Raw genomic sequence first — 3,352 nt, 5'->3', positions numbered from 1 at the left:
GCGCTGTTTCTCACGCGCTGGGTGACGCACATATGCGCCCCTACCTTCATTCTTCTCGCAGGGCTCTCTGCGTTCCTATACGGCCGCGGGACGGACACCGAAAGTCTCAGTCGCTTTCTTCTTATCCGCGGCCTGTGGCTGATCTTGATCGATTTCACCCTGATCAAGTTCGGCTGGAGATTAGAATTCGACCTGTTCCGGATGACCGGCGGTATCATCTTCGCCATCGGCGCTTCGATGATCGCGCTGGCGGCACTGGTTTGGCTGCCGCGCTGGGTCATTGCGGTTGTGACCGTTACCATGCTCTTTGGGCATAATCTGGTCGACAACATCCGAGCCGACGAACTCGGCGGCGCTGCATGGGCTTGGCACCTCCTGCATGAGCCGGGTCTCATATATCTCGGTGATGGAGCGCAGCTCTACGTTCTCTATCCGCTGATCCCTTGGATCGGTGTGATGGCCGCTGGCTATCTCCTTGGCCCGGTGATGCAGCTGGAAGCGCAGGCAAGGCAGCGCGTCCTATTTAGCCTCGGGGCGGCTATCACCCTTGGCTTCGTAATCCTCCGCGCTACGAATCTTTATGGCGACCCCGCTCCATGGGTGACGCAGGACACATGGCTTGCGACCGTGCTTTCCTTCCTCAACTGCGAGAAATATCCCCCATCTCTACTTTATATGATGATGACGTTAGGCCCGGCGTTGATACTTCTCGCAGCCTTCGAACATGCGCACGGTATTTTTACGCGCATCCTTGCCGTGTTCGGACAGGTTCCGTTCTTCTACTATGTCGTCCACATTTACGTGATTCATTTGCTCGCGGTCGCCACTGACTTTGCCATGACCGGCGACCTAACACGAGCGCCTGAAATCAGCCTGAGCCTCGGTGGCGTTTATCTCGTCTGGCTTCTGGTTCTCGTCCTGCTCTATTCAATGTGTAAGTGGTTCGCCGAGCTGAAAAAGAACGGCAGAGGGTGGTGGTGGAGTTATATGTGATCAACCGGAGATCCGAGGTTTTGTGCAGAACGAGCTAATTGGACAGGATTGCTAATGCGATTGCGGCAGACTCCTCGCATCCGATACCAACATTGGATTTTCAAGTTACCTTTTGTGCGACGTTACTGCGGAATGGTCGTCGCACGAACGATTCTCCTCAAGGACGCTGAGTCGGAAATCACACCGGCATTGGTCCGGCATGAGTTGGTTCACTTAGAGCAGATGGATCGACATGGAATTGCGCGTTTCTATTTATTTTATTTACGCGACTACGTAGCCAACCTCTGGCGCTTGCGCGATCACCAAGCTGCCTATCGCCATATCCCATTTGAAAGGGAGGCTCGCGAACGAGAACGGGCCCTTTGCGACGATTTGGCCGCCAAGTAACACGAGATTGTGGGCGATGCGGTCTTCGTTGACGAAGCTTCGCCTTCCGCGGTCCAGACATAGGTGAAGTCGGCTGAGCCGCCTTGGCGTCATCCCTTGTGCGGTGCGCGACATAGCAATCACCACCAGGTTGTGATCGAAGACGGTCCGCCGCACCTGCGGATTGGCAAGTGTGGTGTCGGAGTGTGTCACAAGCCGTGGCGTTGCAGAAGCGCAGACTGCAGGGGTTTGGCCGGTCCCGCCAGCGTCACTTTCGCGCCGGCAGCAGGCAGGAGGCCGGCAGAAGACGGTTGGCGACCTCCCGTAGGGCAAAGCTCGACTTCAGCCGGGCCACGCCCGGGAGCCGCGACAGTTCCTCTTTGTGAATGCGCTCGAAATCGGCGAGGTCGCGGGCCAGCACCGTGACGAAATAATCGTCCTCGCCCGACATCAAGTGACAGGAGACGACCGACGGCGCCAGCGTGATGGCCTCCTCGAAAGCCTTGAGCAATTCCTCGTTCTGGCTCTTGAGGCTGATCTGCACGACCACGGTCATGCCGAGACCGAGCGCCTGGCGGCTGAGCCGCGCCTGGTAGCCCTCGATGACGTGTCTTTCTTCGAGCGCGCGGATGCGCCGGGCGATCGCGGTGGCGGACAGCGGGATACGCTCGGCGAGGTCGACCTGGCTTTGCCGCCCATCCTCCAGCAGAGCGCCGAGGATCGCGCGATCCAGCGCATCTAGCTCGATTTCTTTCATTTATCTGCGTTCCAACGGCTCTTTGCGCGTGTTTATAGCACAAATTGGCAGGCTGGACTGAGAAATCGCTGAGTACCGGCGCGGATAAAATGCGAGTCTTTCGCAGCGAACAACCGCATCCCTATGGAGTGGATTATGCGCATCGGCGTGCCCACGGAGATCAAGAGTGACGAGTTTCGAGTTGGCCTCGTGCCTGGCTCGGTTCGTGAGCTGACGGCGCGTGGTCACGAGGTCGTGGTGCAAGCCGGCGCAGGCGCCGGAATCTTCGCCGACGACGCGGCCTACGAGAAGGCCGGCGCACGGATCGTGCCGACGGCCGAAGACGTGTTTGCCGCGGCCGACATGATCGTCAAGGTCAAGGAGCCGCAGGCGGTCGAGTACAGCCGGCTGAAGCCGCACCAGATCCTCTTCACCTATCTGCACCTCGCCCCGGATCCGGAGCAGGCCCGTGGGCTCATGCAGTCAGGCGCCACGGCCATCGCCTATGAGACCGTCACGGATGCCGCCGGAGGCCTTCCGCTCCTCGCCCCGATGAGCGAGGTCGCCGGCCGTCTGGCCATCGAAGCCGCCGCGATCGCACTTCGCCGCCCTACGGGTGGCCGGGGCGTCCTCATGGGCGGCGTCCCCGGGGTGCGTCCAGCCAAGATCACGGTGCTCGGCGGCGGTGTCGTCGGCACGCACGCGGCCCGCATGGCCGTCGGCCTTGGCGCCGACGTGTCGATCATCGACCGGTCCCTGCCGCGCCTGCGGCAGCTCGACGAATTGTTCGAGGGGCGCGTGCGCACGCTCGCCTCGACCTTGGACACCGTGGAAACGGAAGTGCTCGGCGCCGATGTGGTGGTCGGAGCCGTCTTGGTCGCCGGCGCGAGCGCACCGAAGCTGGTCCGCAGGGACATGCTCTGCCGCATGAAGCGCGGCGCCGTGCTCGTCGATGTCTCCATCGACCAGGGCGGCTGTTTCGAGACCTCCAGGCCCACCACCCATGCCAATCCGACCTTCGAAGTCGACGGCATCATTCATTACTGCGTGGCCAACATGCCCGGTGCGGTCCCGACAACGTCCGCTCAGGCACTCAACAATGCGACGCTGCCCTTCGTCATGAAGCTCGCCGACAAAGGATTGGCGGCGCTCGACTATGATCCGCATCTTGCCGCGGGGCTCAATGTCCGCAATGGCGAGATCGCACACGAAGCCGTCGCCGCCTCGCTCGGCTTCGGGCGCCCCCGGCGGAGCGCG

4 protein-coding genes are annotated in these 3,352 nt (G+C 61.2%); 2 read left to right on the top strand and 2 right to left on the bottom strand.

Translation table 11 applies throughout. The annotated features are described in order from the left end of the window. On the top strand, positions 1-993 hold a 993-nt coding region (locus ACSLE4_RS07045; protein WP_435903768.1), incomplete at its 5' end, for a DUF1624 domain-containing protein. A gap of 261 nt (positions 994-1,254) precedes the next feature. Here ACSLE4_RS07045 and ACSLE4_RS07040 read toward each other — a convergent pair. Together ACSLE4_RS07040 and ACSLE4_RS07035 are read right to left on the bottom strand one after the other, a co-directional pair. Continuing rightward, the gene (locus tag ACSLE4_RS07040; RefSeq protein WP_435903767.1) at positions 1,255-1,572 is read right to left on the bottom strand and encodes a hypothetical protein; all 318 of its coding nucleotides are present in this window, start codon (positions 1,570-1,572) and stop codon (positions 1,255-1,257) included. Positions 1,573-1,627: 55 nt separating this feature from the next. Beyond that, positions 1,628-2,116, bottom strand: a complete 489-nt coding sequence (locus ACSLE4_RS07035; protein ID WP_435903766.1) for an Lrp/AsnC family transcriptional regulator — start codon at positions 2,114-2,116, stop codon at positions 1,628-1,630. 135 nt (positions 2,117-2,251) lie between these two features. Between ACSLE4_RS07035 and ald the strand changes: the two genes are divergently transcribed. Beyond that, positions 2,252-3,352 (top strand): alanine dehydrogenase (gene ald / locus ACSLE4_RS07030; protein ID WP_435903765.1); only part of this gene is annotated, 1,101 nt, incomplete at its 3' end.

This window comes from Methyloceanibacter sp., assembly GCF_051306395.1.
In the GTDB taxonomy this organism is placed as follows: domain Bacteria; phylum Pseudomonadota; class Alphaproteobacteria; order Rhizobiales; family Methyloligellaceae; genus Methyloceanibacter.
This window is presented reverse-complemented; position numbering and strand designations above follow the sequence as displayed.